The 16,815-nt window shown below is 70.8% G+C and carries 16 protein-coding genes; 2 read left to right on the plus strand and 14 right to left on the minus strand.

Annotation, left to right across the window (positions count from 1 at the left end; all coding sequences use genetic code 11):
* Positions 1–4: 4 nt before the first annotated feature.
* The 3 genes from ACLF3M_RS04305 to ACLF3M_RS04315 all read right to left on the minus strand — a co-directional run bounded on the left by ACLF3M_RS04305 (position 5) and on the right by ACLF3M_RS04315 (position 3,520).
* Entirely contained in the window at positions 5–1,900 is a 1,896-nt protein-coding gene (locus tag ACLF3M_RS04305) for an AMP-binding protein (RefSeq protein ID WP_430655619.1), read from the minus strand.
* A complete protein-coding gene (locus ACLF3M_RS04310) occupies positions 1,897–2,706 on the minus strand; it encodes an ABC transporter ATP-binding protein (RefSeq protein WP_430655620.1) in 810 nt (269 codons plus the stop codon). Before ACLF3M_RS04310 ends, ACLF3M_RS04305 begins: the two co-directional genes overlap by 4 nt.
* A gap of 76 nt (positions 2,707–2,782) precedes the next feature.
* Positions 2,783–3,520, minus strand: coding sequence for a glycerophosphodiester phosphodiesterase (locus ACLF3M_RS04315; RefSeq protein WP_430655621.1), 738 nt, complete (start codon positions 3,518–3,520; stop codon positions 2,783–2,785).
* Between the two features lie 111 nt (positions 3,521–3,631).
* Between ACLF3M_RS04315 and ACLF3M_RS04320 the strand changes: the two genes are divergently transcribed.
* A complete protein-coding gene (locus ACLF3M_RS04320; protein WP_430655622.1) occupies positions 3,632–5,065 on the plus strand; it encodes an oligosaccharide flippase family protein in 1,434 nt (477 codons plus the stop codon).
* On the opposite strand, the gene ACLF3M_RS04325 is transcribed toward ACLF3M_RS04320, so the two are convergent.
* Positions 5,066–6,142, minus strand: coding sequence for a hypothetical protein (locus ACLF3M_RS04325; protein ID WP_430655623.1), 1,077 nt, complete (start codon positions 6,140–6,142; stop codon positions 5,066–5,068).
* Positions 6,143–6,347: 205 nt separating this feature from the next.
* Between ACLF3M_RS04325 and ACLF3M_RS04330 the strand changes: the two genes are divergently transcribed.
* Positions 6,348–6,653, plus strand: a complete 306-nt coding sequence (locus tag ACLF3M_RS04330) for a hypothetical protein (protein ID WP_430655624.1) — start codon at positions 6,348–6,350, stop codon at positions 6,651–6,653.
* A 3-nt stretch (positions 6,654–6,656) separates the two neighbouring features.
* Here ACLF3M_RS04330 and ACLF3M_RS04335 read toward each other — a convergent pair whose 3' ends face one another.
* The 10 genes from ACLF3M_RS04335 to ACLF3M_RS04380 all read right to left on the minus strand — a co-directional run bounded on the left by ACLF3M_RS04335 (position 6,657) and on the right by ACLF3M_RS04380 (position 16,760).
* Positions 6,657–7,622, minus strand: a complete 966-nt coding sequence (locus ACLF3M_RS04335) for an ABC transporter ATP-binding protein (protein ID WP_430655625.1) — start codon at positions 7,620–7,622, stop codon at positions 6,657–6,659.
* A complete protein-coding gene (locus tag ACLF3M_RS04340) occupies positions 7,619–8,497 on the minus strand; it encodes an ABC transporter permease (RefSeq protein ID WP_430655626.1) in 879 nt (292 codons plus the stop codon). Before ACLF3M_RS04340 ends, ACLF3M_RS04335 begins: the two co-directional genes overlap by 4 nt.
* On the minus strand, positions 8,494–9,435 hold the full coding sequence (locus ACLF3M_RS04345; RefSeq protein ID WP_430655627.1) for an ABC transporter permease: 942 nt from the start codon (positions 9,433–9,435) through the stop codon (positions 8,494–8,496). Before ACLF3M_RS04345 ends, ACLF3M_RS04340 begins: the two co-directional genes overlap by 4 nt.
* Positions 9,436–9,451: 16 nt before the next feature.
* Entirely contained in the window at positions 9,452–10,999 is a 1,548-nt protein-coding gene (locus ACLF3M_RS04350; protein WP_430655628.1) for an ABC transporter substrate-binding protein, read from the minus strand.
* A gap of 170 nt (positions 11,000–11,169) precedes the next feature.
* Positions 11,170–11,862, minus strand: coding sequence for an SDR family NAD(P)-dependent oxidoreductase (locus ACLF3M_RS04355; protein WP_430655629.1), 693 nt, complete (start codon positions 11,860–11,862; stop codon positions 11,170–11,172).
* Positions 11,855–12,853, minus strand: a complete 999-nt coding sequence (locus ACLF3M_RS04360; protein WP_430655630.1) for an ABC transporter ATP-binding protein — start codon at positions 12,851–12,853, stop codon at positions 11,855–11,857. Before ACLF3M_RS04360 ends, ACLF3M_RS04355 begins: the two co-directional genes overlap by 8 nt.
* Positions 12,850–13,959, minus strand: coding sequence for an NAD(P)/FAD-dependent oxidoreductase (locus ACLF3M_RS04365; RefSeq protein WP_430655631.1), 1,110 nt, complete (start codon positions 13,957–13,959; stop codon positions 12,850–12,852). Before ACLF3M_RS04365 ends, ACLF3M_RS04360 begins: the two co-directional genes overlap by 4 nt.
* Complete coding sequence (locus ACLF3M_RS04370; RefSeq protein WP_430655632.1) at positions 13,956–15,350, minus strand: FAD-dependent oxidoreductase; 1,395 nt, start codon at positions 15,348–15,350, stop codon at positions 13,956–13,958. Before ACLF3M_RS04370 ends, ACLF3M_RS04365 begins: the two co-directional genes overlap by 4 nt.
* A complete protein-coding gene (locus tag ACLF3M_RS04375) occupies positions 15,347–15,646 on the minus strand; it encodes a (2Fe-2S)-binding protein (protein ID WP_430655633.1) in 300 nt (99 codons plus the stop codon). Before ACLF3M_RS04375 ends, ACLF3M_RS04370 begins: the two co-directional genes overlap by 4 nt.
* A complete protein-coding gene (locus ACLF3M_RS04380; RefSeq protein ID WP_430655634.1) occupies positions 15,630–16,760 on the minus strand; it encodes an NAD(P)/FAD-dependent oxidoreductase in 1,131 nt (376 codons plus the stop codon). Before ACLF3M_RS04380 ends, ACLF3M_RS04375 begins: the two co-directional genes overlap by 17 nt.
* Between the last annotated feature and the right edge of the window lie 55 nt (positions 16,761–16,815).

The raw sequence follows: 16,815 nt of genomic DNA on the forward strand, positions 1-16,815 counted from the left end.
GGTCCTACTCCGCCGCCATCGCCACGCTGGTAGCCAGGCGCATCACCGACAGCGTCGTCCGGATGCGTTGCTTCGTGCCGTCCTGAAAGGCGATGGTGGCGTCCACGGGGATGGCGTCGTCGCCGCGGTAGATCGCCTCGATGATGTCGCCGTATTTCTGCGCAATGACGCCGCGCCGCACCTTCCGCGTGCGGGTCAGCTCCTCGTCGTCGGCGTCGAGCTCCTTGTAGAGCAGCACGAACTCGCGGAGCTGCTGCGCCGGCGGCAGCGTTGCGTTGACCTTCTCAACCTCGGCCCGCAGCAGCGCCAGCACCTGGGGCTTGGCCGACAGGTCGGAATAGGTGGTGAAGGCGATGCGGTTGCGCTCTGCCCATTTCGACACGATGGGGAAGCGGATGCAGATCATCGCGGCGAGATGCGGCCTGCCCGCGCCCAGCACGACGGCCTCCGCGACATAGGGGCTGAACTTCAGCTTGTTCTCGATGTACTGCGGGCTGAAGCGGTCGCCGCCGGTCGTCTCCGCGATGTCCTTGATGCGGTCGATGACGACCAGGCGGCCGTCAGGACGGCGATAGCCGGCGTCGCCGGTGTGCAGCCAGCCTTCCCGCAGGTCGGGGTTGTCGTTCACGCCGAGATAGCCGCTGAACATGTTGGGGTGCCGCGTCACGATTTCCCCGACGCCGTTGGGATCGGGCTGGTCGATGCGCAGCTCGATCGTGTCGTCGAAGGCGACACCGACGCTGTCGAAATCCACCTCGCCGGCGCGGTGCAAGGTATAGGCCCCGAGCAGCTCGGTTTGGCCATAGAGCTGGCGCAGCGGCACCCCCATGGCCTGGAAGAAGCGGAAGGTGTCGGGGCCGAGCGCCGCGCCACCTGTCGCCGCCGAGGTCAGGCGCGAGAAGCCGAGCCGGTCGCGCAGCGCACGGAACAGCAGCATGTCGGCCGCGGCGGAGCGCCTGCCCTGGTCCACCGCCTCCAGCCCCATCCGCATCCCAAGATCGAACATGCGCCGCTTGAAGGGCGAGGCGTCCATCACCTTCGCGCGCACATCCGCTGCGATCGACTCCCAGACGCGCGGCGCGAAGAGCACGAAGGTCGGTGCGATCTCCCGGAAGTCGGCCATCATCGTCTCGGGTTCCTCGACGAAGTTGACCTTCATGCGGCTGATCAGGCCCCAACCCAGGACGTAGATCTGCTCCATGATCCAGGGCAGCGGCAAGACGGAGACGTATTCGTCCCCCGACCCTTTGGGATCGGCCTTGAGATAGGCCTCGCAGTGCCGAACGAGCGCGCGGGAGGACAGCATCGCGAGCTTCGGCCGCGCCGTGGTGCCGGAGGTGGTGCAGAGGATCGCGACGGCGTCCGGGTTCATCGCCGCCAGCAGCGCGTCGTAATCCGCGGGATCCTCGTTCGCGCCGACCTTGCACAACGCCTCCACCGACATCAGCCGGTCGGCCTGCAGCTTCCGCATACCGCGGGGATCGTTGTAGATGATGCGTTTGAGGGTCGGCACGCGCTCCGACGCCGCGAGCAGCTTGTCCACCTGCTCCTCGTCCTCGGCGAAGGCGACGGAGGCGCCGGCATGGGCGAGCAGATAGGCGACCTCGTCGTCCAGCGCGTCGCGATAGACGCCAAGGCTGCGGCAACCCAGGGCATGGGCGGCGATCTCGCCCATCACCCAGTCCGGCCGGTTGTCGCCGATCAGCGCAACTACCTCTCCGGGCTGCACGCCGACCCGCTTCAGGCCGAGCGCGAAAAGCCGCGTGCGCGCGTGGTAGTCGTTCCAGGTGAAGCTGCGCCATATGCCGAACTGCTTCTCGCGCAGCGCGATGTCGGCGCCATGCGCGGCGGCGTTGTTGGCCAGGATGCGCGGCAGCGTGTCGCCATCGAAGCGCGTCACGCTTCCACCCCCATGGGCTGCTCGACTTCCTCCGCCTCGCCGAGGTAGGCGCTCCTGACATGCGCGTCGGCAAGCACGGCATCCGGCTCGCCCTCGGCAATCCTGCGGCCGAAATCCAGCACCATGACGCGGTGGCTGATGTCCATCACGACGCCCATGTCGTGCTCGATCATCAGCACCGTCATGCCCCATTCCTGGTTGAGGTCCACGATGTAGCGGGCCATGTCCTCCTTCTCCTCGAGGTTCATGCCCGCCATCGGCTCGTCCAGCAGGATCAGCTTGGGCTTCAGCGCGATGGCCCGCGCCAGCTCCACGCGCTTGCGAAGCCCATAAGGCAGCGTGCCGGCCTGCGCCTTGCGGACGTGCTGGATCTCGAGGAAGTCGATGATCTCCTCGACCTCCGCGCGGTGCGCCAGCTCCTCCCGCTGCGCGCCGCCGATCCAGTAGAGCATGCCGCGCAGGAAGCCCGATTTCAGCAGGTGGTGCCGGCCGACCATGATATTGTCGAGCACGCTCATGTGGCCGAACAGCGCCAGGTTCTGGAATGTGCGTCCGATCCCGAGGCCAGCGCGCCGGTTCGGCCCCATGCGCGTGATGTCCTGGCCTTCGAAGGTGACGTGCCCCTCGGTCGGCCGGTAGCGGCCGGAGACGCAGTTGACCATCGAGGTCTTGCCCGCGCCGTTGGGCCCGATGATCGAGAAGATCTCGCCGCGGCCGACGGAGAACGAGACATCCGTCAGGGCCCGGACGCCGCCAAAGCGCAGGCTGACGTGATCCGCCGTGAGGATCGGCGAGGCTTCCGCCAAACGGACGTGCTCCCTTGTCGTGTTCGTGACGACTTGCGCCCCAATCTAGCGGCCGCAGGACGCCGACCGCAACCTGTCAGCCCCGCAGCGCCACGGCCAGAGGCGGGTCGTCGGTGGCGAAGACGTCCACGCGAAGCTCGAGCGCGCGGCGGATCGTGTCGGCGTGGTTGGCGCCCCATGTGCCGACAGCGAGGCCGGCCGCGCGGAAGCGCGCGATCATCGGTGCATCCAGCACGCCGACCGTCATGCCGACCTCCGCCACGCCGAGCCTGCGCGCCACCGCGATGATGCCGTCCACGCCGATGTCGTGCAGCGTCGGGATCTCTACCAGCCAGGCGACGCCGGCGAGCCCGCCGGCCGCCTGGGCCTCGGCCATGTCCTCCGCGTTGAAGCCGATGATCCAGCTCCGTCCGCGCTGGCCGGACGCGTCCAGGGCCGCCAGCGTCCTGCCGACCAGGCCGGGATAGCGGCTGCGCCCGGCATCGGTCTTGATCTCGATGCGCGGCGCCACGGGCGTGGGTGCCAGTATGGCAAGGTATTCGGCCAGTGTCGGCGGCGCCTCCCCGCCCGTGCCGCGCACGCGCACCCCCAGCAGGTCGTTGGACGTCATCGCGGCGACAGGGCCCTTCGCGTCGGTCGTGCGGTCCAGCGTGGCGTCATGCATCACGACGACCCCGCCGTCGGCGGTCAGATGGACGTCGCATTCGGCCTGCTCGACAGGCAGCTTCGCGCTTTCGCGAAATGCCAGGCTCGAGTTCTCGGGCCAGAGAAAGAGCCCGCCGCGATGCGCGGCGATCAGGGTCCGGTTTGCCATGGCGCCATGCTGGCGCGGAGCAGGCGTGAAATCCAGCCGGGACGGAACCGTTGCCGTCCAGGCGCGCTGAAGCGGCGGCGCGGTCGCGCCGTCCACCCCGAGGGGAATCGCTTGCGCCTGCCATCCTCCCGCTCGCCCGTCTGGGTGCTCGCGGAAACCGCGACCTCGGCCCTGTTCTCGCTGTTCTCCATGCTGGCCATCGGGCGCGTGATCGGGCCGGAGGCGGCGGGTACGGGCATGATCGCGATCGCGAGCTTCGCCCTGCTCGACCTTATTGGTTCAACGCTGTTCCCGGATGCGCTGGTGCAGCACCGCGCGCCGACGGCCCGCCACGCCGCGAGCGCGCTGACCTGCGCGACGCTCGTCGGCGCGGCAATGGGTGTGGTGCTCGCGGTCTTTGGCCCCTTGATGGCGCGCTGGTCCGCCGCGCCCGCCGTCGAGGCACTGTGCTGGGTGCTCGCGCCGCTGCTGCCGATTTCAGCCTTCGCCGGCGCCGGGGCAGGGCTGCTGCTGCGCGACCATCGCTACGCGCCCCTTGCGGCCCGCGTGCTCGTCGGGCAGCCGCTGGCGCTGGCGGCCGGCCTCGGCCTGGCGGCAAGCGGGCACGGGCCCTGGGCGATGATCGCGAACCAGGCGGTGGCGACGGTCGTGGCCTTCGCGATCGTGCTGGGCTTCGGGCGGCTCTGGCTGCGGCCGATGCTGGATCGCGGCGCATTGCGGGAGCTCTGGCCCGTGGCGCTGCCGCAGGTCGCGGCGCTCGCCGTGCTGATCGGGCGCTATCGCCTGTTCCTGGTGCTTCTCGGGCTGGTGACGACAGAGTCAGTTCTGGCCGTCAGCCACTTCGCCTTCCGCATGCTGGACGCGGCGCTGGTGGTGGTCTGGCAGTCCATCGGCCGGATCGCGATGCCGCGGCTCTGCGGGCTGCAGGGCGACCGGCACGCCCAGGCCGAGGCGTTCGGCGACATCGCGCAGCTTCTCGCCCTGCTCGGCATGCCGATCGCGGCCGGAGTCGCGCTGACCGCCCCGGATCTCGTGCATGCGCTGCTGGGACCGGCATGGCAGGACGCCGCGGGGGCGGCGCGGATCGTGGGCGTCGCCGCGCTGCTGACCTTCGTCAACGGCGATCCGCTGAGCCTCTTCGTCGCGCGCGGCAAGGCGCGTTGGAACCTCTATGTGAACCTCGTCTCGCTGACGGTGCCGCTGGTCGCGCTGCTGGTCATCCGGCCGCAGACCGCGGAGGGCGCGGCCCTGGCCTGGGCGTCGCAATCCCTGGTGCTGCCACCGCTGCTGACCTGGCTGGCCCTACGGGAGGTGAAGCGGCCCTGGACCTGGCTGCTGGCGAAGCTGGCGCCGGGGCTGGTATCCACGGCGGCCATGGCGGCGGTGGTGCTGGCGCTGCAGGCGACCCTGCGCCTCTCGTCCTTCCTGGACCTCGCGGTCTCCGGGCTGGCCGGCGCCACGGTCTATGCGGCGGTCGCCTGGATCATGCTGCGGGGGCGCATCCCGCGCGCGCTGCTCCGGCACCCCGTCGCGGCGACGGCGTGATCAGTCCAGCACGCGCAGCGCGGGCAGCGGCTCCACCAGCCTCGCGCCGGACCGGCACAGCGCTTCCCGCCGGTCGGGCGCTGGCGTGCGCAGCAGCAGGATGAAATCCGGCCGGGCGGCGTCCAGCGCCGCCAGCGGGCGAACCGGGACTCGGCACGCCGGCAGCAGCGCGCCGGCCCCTGGGGCGACATCGTCGGCGATCCAGGGCAGCAGGTCGGGCCCGATCCCGGCATGGCGGAGCAGGCGGTCGGGCGCGGCGCCGGCGCCGAAGCCGGCCACGCTGCGCCCCGCCCGCCGCAGCCCGACCAGGAAATCGAGCAGGCCGCACTTCGCTTCCAGGACACGGCCCGGCAAGGCCCGGAAGGAGGGCGGCAGGCAGAAGGCGGCCTCCGCCCGGCGCCTGGCGGCGAGCGCGGCGGAGGCGGGCTTGCCGCGATCCTCGGCGTGGCCGGCGAGCAGGCGCAGCGTCCCCTCGCCTGGCTCGATGTCGAACAGCGCCAGGCCATGCTCGGCCAGCATCGCCTCGGCGGCAGCCAGGGACAGCCAGGTTGGGCGTTCAGGCCCGATGGCATCGAACCGCAGGTCACGCAGGATCGTCAGGATGCAGGGCAGGTCGAGCCGCAGCACGCCGCCCGGGGCGAGCAGGATGCGGGACGCCGCCAGGATCTCATGGGGGTCGGGGGCCAGGGCCAGCGCGCCACGGTCCCGGATCAGCCCCGGCGCCACGCCCGCCCCGCGCAGGCGTCGGGCCAGGCCCGGCGCGAAGGCTTCCAGGCCCGGTGCGCCGAGGTCGAGGACCGGCGTCTCGGCGTCCAGCGGGGACCGGCCCGATGCCGCCGGCGCCGATGCCGGGCCCTCGATCTGAAGCACCCGGCAGCCGAGGCACGCAAAGACTCGGAGGGGGCGAAAGGCCGGTGGCTCGGCCTCGGGCGGCATGGCGCCCTCGGGCCGGGCGGGCAGCAGGCCGAGGTCGAGCAACGCGTCGCCGAGCGGACCGCCGCAGCAGCGGCAGGACGGCTCGGTCGCACCGAGGGCGGCCGACGGGGCCTGGAGCCAGCCGATCCCTTCCTGCCTCATCGGCCCTCCCCTTCTGATTGCCGCCGGAACGGACGCGGAGCGCCCCGGGATCGAACCGGTTTCCCGGGTTCACAACCATGGGATGCGCGCGAGCCGTTTTGCCGGCACAATGGGCGCAAGCTCGGTCGGATTCTGCCGCAAGCCGTCGTGAAGCGCGGGGTTGTGTGGCTAGACTGCCGGCACGCCAGGAATCGGACGCCCCATCATGACGCTGCATCTCGTCGTCCATCAGCCCGAGCCCGGAACCGACCCGGACATCGTGGACGAGACCCGTGCGACGCTGGCCGATGCCGTATGGGAAGTCGCCGAATCGCACTGGGCGCCAGCGGACGAGGTCATGATGGTCTCCTCCGACCTGTCGGCCGACTACCTGCTGGCCCATTTCCGGCGGGCGCTCAGCCGGCGCGGCGTGACGGATCCCGGCTTCCTGATCGTGGCCCCGATGGCCGAGCGCCCGGCGCTTCTCGGCGCGCCGCCGGCGGTGAAGGCCTGGATGGCGGAGGCGCTGTAGGGATCAGCCGTGCAGGTGGCAGGCGACGCCGCCCTGCCCCGCCAGCGCCGTCCAGCGCGGCATCTCGCGCGAGCAGACCTCCATCGCCTGGGCACAGCGCGGATGGAAGGGGCAGCCCGACGGCGGGTTCGCGGCGGAGGGGATCTCGCCCAGGATCCGGGGCAGTTCCGCCCGGCGTGAGGGATCGGGGATCGGCGAGGCATCCCGCAACATTCTTGCGTATGGATGCAGAGGATCGGCCAGGACGCGGGAAGCCGGCCCTTCCTCCACGATGCGGCCGAGATACATTACCGCGACGCGGTCGCAGAACCAGCGCACGACGCTGAGGTCGTGGCTGACGAAGAGGAAGGCCAGGCCGCGGCGCTGGCGAAGCTCCTTCAGCAGCAGCAGCACCTGCGCCTGGACGGAGACATCCAGCGCGCTGACGGGCTCGTCGGCGATGATGAGCTCGGGCTCGACCGTCAGCGCGCGGGCGATGCCGATGCGCTGGCGCTGGCCGCCGGAAAACTCATGTGGCAGGCGGTCGAGCGCCGCGGGCGGCAGGCCGACCTCCTCGAGCAGGGCAGCGGCGCGGCGGCGGGCCTCGGCGCCGTCCGCGATGCCGTGCACGCGCATCGGCTCGACCAGCGCGGAGCCGATGGACTGGCGGGGGTCGAGCGAGGAATAGGGGTCCTGGAAGACGATCTGCAGCTTGCGCCGCAGCGCCTTCAGCGCGTCGCCGCGGGCGGTGCTCAGGTCCTCGCCGCGGTAGAGGACGCGGCCTGCATCGGGCTCCACCAGGCGTAGCAGCGCGCGGGCGACGGTGGACTTGCCGCAGCCGGATTCGCCGACGAGCCCGAAGGCCTCGCCGGGCGCGATGGTGAAGGAGACGTCCTCCACGGCGCGCACGGTGACGGTGCGGGGCTTCGGAAATCCTTTCCGCGACACGAAGTGCTTGCGCAGCCCTTCGACCTGCAGGACGGCGCTCATTCGTTGCGCAGCTTAGGGTCGGTGGCGTCGCGCAGCCCGTCACCCGTCATGTTGAGCCCGAGGACCAGGAGCAGGATCGCGACCCCGGGGAAGACCGCGAGCCAGGGCGCATCCAGTATGTTCTCGAACCCATCGCGGGTCATGCCGCCCCAGGTCGGCGTTGGCGGCTTCACGCCGAGGCCGATGAAGGAGAGCGAGGCCTCGACACGCACTGCGGTGGCGAGCCAGAGCGTGCCCATCACCATCACCTCGGAGGTGATGTTGGGCAGGATGTGGCGGAACAGGATGCGGGCATGACTGAAGCCGAGCGCGCGTCCGGCCTCGACGAAGGCGCGTTCCTTCAGCGCGAGCGTCGGCGCGCGGGCGATGCGGGCGAAGGGCGCGATGGCAGTGAGCGCGATGGCGACGATCAGGTTGACCAGGTCAGGCCCCAGCAGCGCGACGACGATCAGCCCGAGGATCAGCGAGGGGAAGGACAGCAGCACGTCCATCGCCTGCATGGTGACGAGGTCGAAGCGCCCGCCGATGTAGCCGGAGACCATGCCGATCGCGCCGCCGATCACCATCGCGATCGCAATCGCCGAGAGCGAGACCGAGAGCGAGATGCGCGCGCCCCACATCAACCGCGACAGGATGTCGCGCCCGAACTGGTCGGTGCCGAGGGGATAGTCGCCGCCCGGCGGCTGCAGGCGGCTCAATATGTCCTGCTCGGCAGGGTCGTGCGGGGCGAGCCAGGGTGCGAGCACCGCGGCGAGCAGGATGGCGACGCAGATCAGCAGCCCGACCATGGTGGTGGGATTGCTGCGCGCCTTGCCCAGCGCGCGCTTCCAGGCCGCCGGTCGCGGCGGCACCACGTTGTCGACGGTGGTGCTCATGCCGCCTTTACCCGGGGATCGAGCACGCCGTAGAGCAGGTCCGTGACCGCGTTCACCACGACGATCAGGAAGCAGTAGATCACCATCAGCCCCTGCAGCATCGTGTAGTCCCGCTGGTTCAGCGCGCCGACGATGATCTTGCCCAGGCCCGGGCGGTTGAAGACGATCTCGGTCAGCACGGAATTGCCGAGCAGGATTCCGACATAGAGCCCGACCACGGTGACGATCGGGAGCGAGGCGTTGCGCAACCCGTGCACCCAGACCACGCGGTTCCATGGCACGCCCTTGGCGCGCGCCGTCCTGATGTAGTCCTCCGAAAGGCTCGCCAGCATCGCGCTGCGCGTCACCCGCGTGATGTAGGCCGCCATGACCAGGCCCAGCGTGACGGCAGGCAGCACCAGCTTGTGCAGCCGGTCGAGGGGGCTCGACAGGTCGGCATTGCCGATCACCGGGAACATTCGCCAGTGGAGTGCAAACAGCAGCAGCGCGAAGATCCCCGACACGAAGACCGGGAAGGACAGCCCGATCAGCGACAGGATGCGCGCGGCGACATCGATGGCGCGGTTGCGGTGCAGCGCCGCCCAGATGCCGACCGGCACGCCGATGGCGATGCCGAACACCATAGAAGCGAGGGTGAGATCGATGGTGTGCGGCAGTACCGCCGAAACCTCCGTCAGTACAGGGCGGCCGGTTACGAGCGACCGCCCGAAATCCCCGGTCAGGGCGTCGCCGATGAAGGCCACGTATTGTGCCCAGAGCGGCCGGTCGAGGCCGAGGCGGAGATGCAGGGCCGCGATCGCCTCCGGCGTCGCCTGGTCGCCCAGGATGACCAGCGCGGGATCGCCGGGAACGATCCGGACGATGACGAACACCAGCGTCAGGACCGCGAGCAGCGTCGGGACAGCGGCAAGCAGGCGCCTGATGAGGAAGTAGACCACGCCTGCCGCCTGCCCCCTACCGCAGCCTGGTGCGTTCGGTGATCAGCGGCCCGAGCGACATCGAGCCCCTGAGGTCATAGCCGTAGTCCACGTTGTTGCTGCGCGCGAAGACCAGCAGGGTCTCGATCAGCGGCACCCCGCAGACATTCTGGACCAGGATCCGCTGCGCCTCGGCCCAGAGCCGCCGCTGCTCCTCGATGTTGGTGCTGACGCGCGCCGCGTCGATCTGCTGGTCGGCCTGGTTGCAGTGCGAGAAATTGGTCACCGCCGTCGGCGTGCCGACGATGGAACGGCCGTGGAAGAATTGCGTGAGGTAGATGTCGGCCACCGGGAAGCGCGCCGCGGAGTAGTAGACCAGCGGCGAGAGATCCTGGCGGATCTGCTGGTGGAAGGTCGCGTGCTCAACGACCTGCAGGTCGAGCGTGATGCCGGCGCGGCGGAGCTGCTGCTGCACGACCTGCATCATTGCCAGCATCTCGGGTAGCTGGGTGTGGATGACGCGCACCGTCAGCCCGTTGGGATAGCCGGCCTCGGCCAGCAGCTGGCGGGCGCGGTTCGGATCGTACTGCAGCAGGGGCACGTCGTTGGTAAAGCCGAGATAGCCGCGCGGCACCAGGCTCTGGCCCTCGCGGTTCACGTCCTGGCCACGGAAGCGCACGAGCTCGGGGCGGTTGATCGCGTGGGCGAGCGCCTGGCGGACACGGATGTCGTTGAAGGGCGGCTTGGTCACGTCGAGATTCAGTATCGCGAGCTCACCGGGCTCGAACGCGTCCACGGTCGTGTTCGGCACCTGGCGCGTTCGGTTGATCCAGGTCTGGTCGGCGCGGCCGTAGTTGATGTCGAGCTCGCGGTTCTGGAACGCGAGGTCGCGCGACGCGTCGGAGGGGATGAAGCGGTAGCTGACACGCCCGATCTGCGGTGCGCCGCGGAAGTAGCCGGTGTGCGCCGCCAGCTCCGCCGACTGGTTCGGCGTCACGCGGTCCAGCGCGAAGGGCCCGCTGCCGATGGGGTTGCGCGCGAAGTCGGCACCGCGCTGCTCGACCGCCCTGCGGGAGACAATGAAGCCGCCGGAATAGTTGGTCAGGATGCCAAGCAGGCTCGGCACGTTCTCCTTCAGCGTGATGCGGACGGTGTAGGGATCCACCGCTTCGATCGCGTCGAAGGCGCGGAAATCCGCCGAGAAGGCGGAGCTCTGCGGGTTGGCCGCCTTGCGCAGGCTGAAGACGACGTCGTCGGCTGTCACCTCGCCGAAGCCGCCCTGCCACTGCACGCCTCGGCGAAGGTGGAAGGTCCAGGTGCGGCCGTCCGGGCTGCTCTCCCAGCGCTCGGCCAGGTCGGGCTCGATGCCGGCGGGGTCGATGGAGCCGGGGGCAAAGCGCACCAGCCCGTTGAACATCCAGGCCACGACCACGCGGTCAATCGTCGAGACCGCGAAATGCGGATCGAGCCGGCCGAGATCCTGCGCGGCCATGCCGACGCGCAGCGTCGGCCCGGACTGCGCCATCGCCCCCGCCGCCGCCAGCGTCATGGCGGAGGCGAGCAGGGCCGTTCGCAACGCTTTCATCTGTCCTCTCCCCTGGCCCGACGGGGCCTTGTCTTGCCGATGTCCCGTTCGATCGCATCCTGCCGCGCGAAACGGCCGATGTCGAACGGGTCGAGCCCAGTGGCGGTCTGGCCGACGGCGCCGACCGCCAGCACCGGTGGGTCAATCCGTCCAGCGCCGTGGCGCCGGGGTCAAAGCAGCGCCTCGAAGCGGCAATTAACGCGGACCTCGCCGACCGTCGCGGTGTTGGGCAGCCGCAGCACGGTCTCGACCAGGACGGCGACGTCCTCCGGCCGGCTCATCTGCTCGCGCGGCCAGCTGGCCTTGGCGGTCATGTTGGTGGCAACGAAGCCGGGGCAGAGCGCGGTGGCGCGAATTCCGTCGTTCCAGCCCTGGCGCCGCACCTCCTGCGTGAGCGCCACGACCGCGAACTTGCTCATGGCATAGCCAAGATTTTCATTTGCCACGCGCTTGCCGGAAAGCGAGGCGATGTTGACCACCCTGCCCTCGCCGCTGGCGACCAGCTGCGGCCAGGCCGCGCGGATGACGCGCATCGGGCCCTTCACGTTCACCCGCCACATCGCGTCGTGCGGCGTCTCGTCGGCATCCAGCAGGCGGGCCATGGGATTGATGCCGGCGGCGTTGACCACGGCGTCCACGCGGCCGAAGCGCGCGATCGTGGCGGCGACCCAGGCCTCGGCGGCGCCTTCCTCCTCGGCGTCGTAGCGCTGGACCAGCAGGTCGGGCGTGCCGGGCAGCTTCGACGGGTCGCGGACGCCCGCGCTGACCAGCCAGCCCGAGCCATGCAGGCGGCGCAGCACCTCCCGCCCGATGCCGCGAGCGGCGCCGCTGACCATCACGACGCGGCCGGATGGATCAAGCATGGGCCAGGACTCCGGTCGCGACATGGCAACGCGCGGCATGGCCGGGCGCGACCTCGACCAGTGCCTGCTCGGCCTCGCATCCCGTGCGCTTTAGGGGGCAGCGCGGCGCGAAGCGGCAGCCCTTCGGCATACCATCCAGCGGCGGCACGCGGCCCGGGATCGCAGCGAGCGCCTGGTCCGGCGTATCGAGCCGCGGGATCGCAGCGAAGAGCGCGCGGGTGTAGGGGTGCCGCGGGCTTGCGAAGATCGCGCCGACCGGCCCCTGCTCCACGATCTCGCCGGCATACATGACGGCGACGCGATCGGCGATCTGGGCGACGACGCCGAGATTGTGCGTGATGAACAGCACTGCCGTGCCGTGGCTGCGCCGGAGGTCCGCCAGCAGGCCCAGCACCTGCGCCTGGATCGTGACATCCAGCGCCGTCGTCGGCTCATCAGCCAGCAGCACCATGGGATTGCAGGCCAGAGCGATCGCGATCATCACGCGCTGGCGCATGCCGCCGGAGAACTGGTGGGGATATTCGTTCAGGCGCTGCGCGGCGGAGGGGATCTTCACCTCCTCGAACAGCTCCTGCGCGCGGGCCATCGCCTTGTCGCGGTCCATGTTGCGATGGATGCGGAGCGATTCCGCGACCTGGTCGCCGACCGTCATCACCGGGTTCAGCGACGTCATGGGCTCCTGGAAGATCATCGCCATGCGGTTGCCGCGGATCTTCTGCATCTCCGCCTCCCGCAGGCCGCTGAGGTCGCGGTCGTCCAGGACGATGCGGCCACGCGGGACGCGGCCATAGGGCGGTTGCACCAGGCCCATGACCGACAGCGCGGTGACGGACTTGCCGCAGCCGCTCTCGCCGACCAGCGCCAGCGTCTCGTCCCGCATGAGGTCGAGCGAAAGGTCGCGCACCGCGGGGTGCCAGCGCCCGTTGATGCGGAACTCCGTCCGCAGGCCTCGGATCGCCAGCGCCGGACGGGGATCGGACGCGCCGCTCACGCGTCGAACCGGGCCTGGGTGAAGGGCGCGACGGGGAGGTTGGTGGCGCCGCGCGCCATGAGCTCTGCCACCGCAGCCCCGGCTGCCGGGCTGACCTGGAAGCCGTGGCCGGAATAGCCGAAGGAATGGAACAGGCCCGGCAGGGTGCGGCTTTCGCCGATCACCGGCACCTCGTCAGGGGTACGGGCCTCGGTGCCGGTCCAGGTCCGCACGATGCGGGCGCCGGCCACGACCGGGAACAGCTCCGCCGCGATGCGCGCGGCATGTGCGAGGTTGCCGAACAGGACCGTGGAGGTCTCTGTCGCGGGGTCGTTGAGGCCCTGGTGACCACCGCCGATCACCACCGTGCCGGAAGCGGTCTGCTTGAACGACAGCGCGCGCGCGGTCGGACCGACCGTCGGCGTGCAGAACGGCGGCAGACGCTCCGTCACGATCATCATCGAGGCCTTGACCCCGCAGGGGATCTCCTCGCCGGCCATGCGGGCGATCGTCGTCGCCCAGGCGCCGGCGCAGTTGGCGACACGCTCGGCTTCCCAGGTCTTCTCCTCCGTCACGACGCGGATCGTGCCCTCGGCCGTGCGCTCGATCGCGGTCACGCTAGAGCCTTCGACGATCTCGGCGCCGGCTTCCTGCGCGGCGCGCCGGAAGGCCATGACGGTGCGCATGGGATCGGCGGAGCCGTCGTCGCGGCAGACGAGCGCGCCGACGACATGCGGCGCGATGGCGGGCAGCAGGCGGCGGACCTCGGCCCGGTCCACGACCTCCTCATGCGTCCAGCCGAGCGCGCGCACTTGCTCCGCGCGCTTCTCGAGCTGACGGAGGTCGGCCTCGCTCTCGGCAACCTTGACCTGTCCGCCGGGCTGGAATCCGCAGTCGTCGCCCACCAGCGCCTCGATGTCCTGCCACATGTCCGCGGCCACACAGGACAGCGCGATCTCGCGGAGGTCGCGGCCGAGCCGGCGCACGCCGCCCGCATTGACCCCCGAGGAATGCCGCCCGACATGCCGGCGTTCCAGCACGGTGACCCGCCAGCCCGGCATGCGGGCGAGATGCAGCGCGGTGGACAGGCCGTGCAGGCCGCCGCCGATGACGACCGCGCGCTTCATTGGCTGAGCGCGGCAAGCTCGCCCAAGGTCAGCGGCTTCGTCGGGAAACGCGTCCGGAACGGCTCGACCTCGGCGGGATCCACGCCGCGCGCCGCCGCGATCACCGCATGCACCGCGGGCCCGCAGACGCGGCCCTGGCACGGCCCCATGCCGGTGCGCGTGAAGGCCTTGGTCTGGTTCGCGCCCATGCAGCCCAGCGTCACGGCCTGGCGCACCTTGCCGGCCGTCACCTCCTCGCACCGGCAGAGGATGGTGTCGTCGGCGATTGCCGCCGCGGAAAGCGGGGGGAAGAGCGCGTCGAGAAAGGGCCGCACCGAGAGTTGCCGGCGCAGCGCCAGGCGCTCGGTCCCTGCCTCGGCGTCACGCTGGTCTGCCGTCAACCTGCCGAGCGCGCGGGCGGCTTCCAGCGCGGCGATCCTGCCGGCATGCGCGGCGGCGCGGGCGCCGCCGATGCCGCCGCCGTCGCCGGCGACCATCACGCCCTCGACCGTCGTGTTGCCCCATTCGTCCAGTACCGGCTGCCAGCAGGCCTGCACGGCGTTCCATTCGTGCCGGCAGCCCGGAATGGCGCGCGTGACCTGGGTATTGGGCACCACGCCGTCATGCAGCAGCAGGAAGTCGGCCTCGTGCGGCGTGTCGTCCACGATGACGCGCTGCAGCTTGCCGTCCCCTTCCGCGCGCACGGCTTGCGCGGAGACCACGCGAACGCCGGCGCGCTTCACCGCGCGCTGCCAGGTCACACCCTTCCAGAGATAGCCTGGCGCCATCAGCGCACGCGGCAGCTGGCGCAGCGCCTGCGGAGGGATGCCGTGCGAGAGATCGGCGATGCCCGCAAGGCGTCCGCCCGCGTCGATCGCCTGCTTCGCATAGAGCCAGAGCAGCGGCCCCTGCCCTGCGATCCAGATCCGCGCCTCCGGGATCAGCCCCGCGGTCTTCAGCGCGATCTGCGCGGCGCCGACCGTCATCACGCCGGGCAGCGTCCAGCCGGGGACCGGCACAGGTCGTTCCGTCGCGCCGCTGCAGAGAAGGATGCGGCCCGCGACGATCGATCGGGCCTGGCCGCCCTCGGTCCAGAAGACCTTGCCGCCGGGCTCGACCGCCCAGAGCGTCGCGCCGAATCGCGTCTCGGCGCCGGAATTACGCAGGGCGAGCGCGAGCTTCGCGCCATCGCTGTCCTGGTCGTCCTTCGGCGCGCGACGCTCGATCCCGCGATGCACCTGGCCGCCGGGGCCGGCATTCTCGTCGAGCAGCAGCACGGAAAGTCCGCGCCCTCGCGCCGTCGCGGCGGCCGCCATGCCTGCAGGACCGGCGCCGAGGACGAGCAGATCGACCTTTGACGCGCCCGTGCCGGTCGCGCCGGCCTCCGCCGACCACTCCGCCTCAGCGCTCACGCCGCGTCCTCCACGTCGAGGTTGCGCACGCCGTGCTGCGGGCCTGCGCGCAGCCCCGCGCTAACGGCGGTCATGCAGGCCTGCACGTTGGGCATGCCCTCGACCTGCACCAGGCAGTCGAAGCAGGCGCCCATCAGGCAGAGCGGGCCGCGCGCCGCACCGGTCACCGGGGTCTCCCGGAAGGTCAGCACGCCGGCCGCAAGCAGCGCCGTCGCCAGGCTTTCCCCCGCGCGTGCCGGCAGTTCCTTCCCGTCCCACAGGATAGTGCAGTCCGGCGGGTCAGTGCGCTTGAACATGCGGCGTCATTCCGGCGAAGCGGGAGGGATGGAGGTCGCGCGCGAAATCCGGCATCGCGCCCGTCAGCACGGCCTCGGCGAGCGGGCCGGCATGCACGGCAGCGAGCGTCACGCCGGAATGGCAGACAGCGGCGAAGCAGCCGGGATGCGTGCTGCTCTCGGCATAGGCCGGAAAGCCGTCCGGCGTCATCGGGCGCAGCGCCGCCCAGGTGCGGACGAAGCGGGCGCGGGCAAGCGGCGGCAGCACCTGGATCGCGCGGGCTGCCATGCGCGACAGCGCGTCCACCGTGGTGGGGACGTGCAGGATGCCGTCTTCCTCGTTCGTCACGCCGATCTGGATCGTGCCATCACCGGTCTGGCGGATGGCGCTGGCCGGCAAGGGCAGGATCGGCGCCAGGCGCTCCGTGACGATGTTCTGGCCGCGAACGGGGCGGACCGGAACATCGAGACCGACCATGCACGCGATGCGCGTCGTCGCGATGCCGGCGGCGACCACGATGCGGGCCGCGAGCACCTCGGTCCCGTCCGCGCGCTCTATGCGGTAGTCGCTGCCGATCCTGTCCACGGAGACGACCGGCGCGCCGGGCAGATGCCGGCCGCCGGCCTCCCGCAGGCCAGCATGCAGGCCGCGCAGCAGGGTCAGCGGGTCAACATGGCCATCGGTGGGATCGTAGCTCGCGCCGATCACGCGCGGGCCCAGCGGGCAGCCCGGGAGCAGATCCTCGAGCTCCTTGCGGTCCACCACGCGGACCGTGTCGTGGCCCTGGTTGTGGCGGCGCCGGACGAAGCTGCGGCGGTCCTCCAGCTCCTTCTCGCTGAGGCAGAATGTCAGACCGCCGGCCCGGCGGTACTGCACGTCGCGCCCGGCCAGCGCCGAGACGCGCTCCGCGAGCTCCGGCCAGAGCTCGATGCTCTTCCGCGTCCAGGCGCCGTAGGCTGGCATGCCGTCGCCCTTGGACTGCCCCCAGACGAGGCCGAAATTGCCGCGGGCAGCGCGGAAGGCGACGTCGCCCTCGTCCAGGATGACGACGCGCGCGCCACGCGTCGCGCAGCCGTAGCCGATGGCCGTGCCGACCATCCCGCCACCGACCACGGCAACATCGTAGCGCTCCATGGTTGCGAGCGTGACCCGCCTGGGCTCATCCTGCAATATGGTCGAGGGAGAGAAG

The sequence above is a fragment of the Falsiroseomonas sp. HW251 genome (assembly GCF_050563545.1).
Taxonomy (GTDB): domain Bacteria; phylum Pseudomonadota; class Alphaproteobacteria; order Acetobacterales; family Acetobacteraceae; genus Falsiroseomonas.

Bases quoted from the DNA above. Each gene is read 5' to 3' on its own strand.
- ACLF3M_RS04330 (WP_430655624.1), top strand. From the start codon at position 6,348: ATGACGCTGCATCTCGTCGTCCATCAGCCCGAGCCCGGAACCGACCCG.
- ACLF3M_RS04365 (WP_430655631.1), bottom strand. From the start codon at position 13,959: ATGAAGCGCGCGGTCGTCATCGGCGGCGGCCTGCACGGCCTGTCCACC.
- ACLF3M_RS04325 (WP_430655623.1), bottom strand. From the start codon at position 6,142: ATGAGGCAGGAAGGGATCGGCTGGCTCCAGGCCCCGTCGGCCGCCCTC.
- ACLF3M_RS04355 (WP_430655629.1), bottom strand. From the start codon at position 11,862: ATGCTTGATCCATCCGGCCGCGTCGTGATGGTCAGCGGCGCCGCTCGC.
- ACLF3M_RS04315 (WP_430655621.1), bottom strand. From the start codon at position 3,520: ATGGCAAACCGGACCCTGATCGCCGCGCATCGCGGCGGGCTCTTTCTC.
- ACLF3M_RS04375 (WP_430655633.1), bottom strand. From the start codon at position 15,646: ATGTTCAAGCGCACTGACCCGCCGGACTGCACTATCCTGTGGGACGGG.
- ACLF3M_RS04340 (WP_430655626.1), bottom strand. From the start codon at position 8,497: ATGAGCACCACCGTCGACAACGTGGTGCCGCCGCGACCGGCGGCCTGG.
- ACLF3M_RS04350 (WP_430655628.1), bottom strand. From the start codon at position 10,999: ATGAAAGCGTTGCGAACGGCCCTGCTCGCCTCCGCCATGACGCTGGCG.
- ACLF3M_RS04335 (WP_430655625.1), bottom strand. From the start codon at position 7,622: ATGAGCGCCGTCCTGCAGGTCGAAGGGCTGCGCAAGCACTTCGTGTCG.
- ACLF3M_RS04380 (WP_430655634.1), bottom strand. From the start codon at position 16,760: ATGGAGCGCTACGATGTTGCCGTGGTCGGTGGCGGGATGGTCGGCACG.